General features: G+C 69.8%; 2 protein-coding genes. One reads left to right on the forward strand and one right to left on the reverse strand.

Annotation, left to right across the window (positions count from 1 at the left end):
- Positions 1–61 precede the first annotated feature (61 nt).
- Positions 62–892 (forward strand): IS5 family transposase, encoded by an 831-nt coding sequence (locus tag IG99_RS43335; RefSeq protein WP_037684533.1) that lies wholly within the window; start codon positions 62–64, stop codon positions 890–892.
- On the opposite strand, the gene IG99_RS47280 is transcribed toward IG99_RS43335, so the two are convergent.
- Positions 810–1,376: a BAR domain-containing protein gene (locus tag IG99_RS47280; protein ID WP_234312182.1), complete on the reverse strand. Its 567-nt coding sequence runs from the start codon at positions 1,374–1,376 to the stop codon at positions 810–812. The two genes, IG99_RS43335 and IG99_RS47280, sit on opposite strands and share 83 nt — an antisense overlap.
- Positions 1,377–1,498: the final 122 nt, after the last annotated feature.

Consider the following 1,498-nt stretch of genomic DNA (forward strand, 5'->3'; position numbering starts at 1 on the left):
CTACGTCCACAGGTTCGGTTCGATCGCTCAGGGACGGCGGACGCGGTGCTATCCGAGTGACATGACGGATGCGGAGTGGGCCGAGGTCCGCTTCGCGATGCCCGTGCCGGCGTGGCTGCTCAAGCGGGGCGGGCGTCCGGAGGCGTATTGCCATCGAGAGATGCTCGACGCTGTGCGCTACCTGGTCGACAACGGCGTGAAGTGGATGGCCCTGCCGGTCGACTTCCCGTACTGGCGGGCGGTCTATGACTTCTTCCGCCGCTGGCGGACCTGCGACTACGTGCGTGAACTGCACGAACGCCTGCGCCGCACGGCGAGGGAACGCACGGGCCGCAACGCCGAGCCCAGTGCGGGAGTCATCGACAGTCAGTCGGTGGACGCCTCCGAGACCGTCGGCGAGGACAGCCGTGGTTACGACGGCGGCAAGTCACGTGACGGACGCAAGCGCCACGTCCTGACCGATACCGAGGGCCTGCTCCTGGAGGTGACCGTGACCACGGCCGACATGCACGACTCCAAGGCCGCCCCCGCGCTGCTGGAGACGTACATGGACCGGCCGGGCCGGCTGCTGAAGCTGGTATGGGTCGACAGCGCCTACCAGGGGCCGGCCTTGGCGAAGGCGTTCGCCCGCCACGGAGTGCGCGTCGAGGTCGTGCGCCGCTCCGACGGGCGGCGCGGATTTGTCGTACTGGCCCGCAGGTGGGTGGTGGAGCGCACGCTGAGCTGGCTCTCCCGCTCACGCCGCCTCAACCGCGACCACGAACGCCGCCCCGATCACCACCAGCAGATGGTGTGGTGGGCCGCCGTGATCAGGCTGTCCCGGCGCCTCGCCGGGGACGCTCCGCACTGGCCGGAGAAGCGCCCCGGCCGACTGCTCCGGGCGCGGGCATGAACCGTCCGTCCTTCGCCCGCACCAGCCAGCCCCGCTTCTCCAGCACGTAGGCACGGTGACGGATCTTCTCCACCTCGTTCTTGATCTCCGCCTCCCGGCCCACCGCCCGCGTCAGCTCCACCCCGTTCACCGGCCCCGAAGCGGCCACCATCGCGGCGAACACCTCCCGATACAGGCCCCTGAGCACCTCTTCACCCATGCCCGACCGCCACACCGGCGGCCTCTCGCCATGCACCGCGCCGAGGCCGCTCGATCCCACAACAGCAGCCGCCTCACGACCAGACGGCACGGAAACCGGCGTATCAACCGGGCTCTCCTCCGCCAGCACCGACACGAGCTCCTCACGCCCCACCCGGGCCCGCTCGACCCGCTCCCGCGCGGCATCCACCTCCGCCTGAGCCTGCTCCAGGACCTCTGTCCAGGACTCCAGATCCTGCCTCGCCCGCGCCTCACGCTGTTCCATCAACCCCAGCACCGACGGCATCGCACCCTCCTCGATCCACAACAAGCCGCCCGCTGCCTGCCCCTACTCCGTCGCGATCACGCCCCGCACACGAAGAAGCCCCTGCTCATCGAACAGGGACTCCCTTTGCCACAACGCACTCA

The organism is Streptomyces griseus subsp. griseus, assembly GCF_000720255.1.
Taxonomy (GTDB): domain Bacteria; phylum Actinomycetota; class Actinomycetes; order Streptomycetales; family Streptomycetaceae; genus Streptomyces; species Streptomyces griseus_I.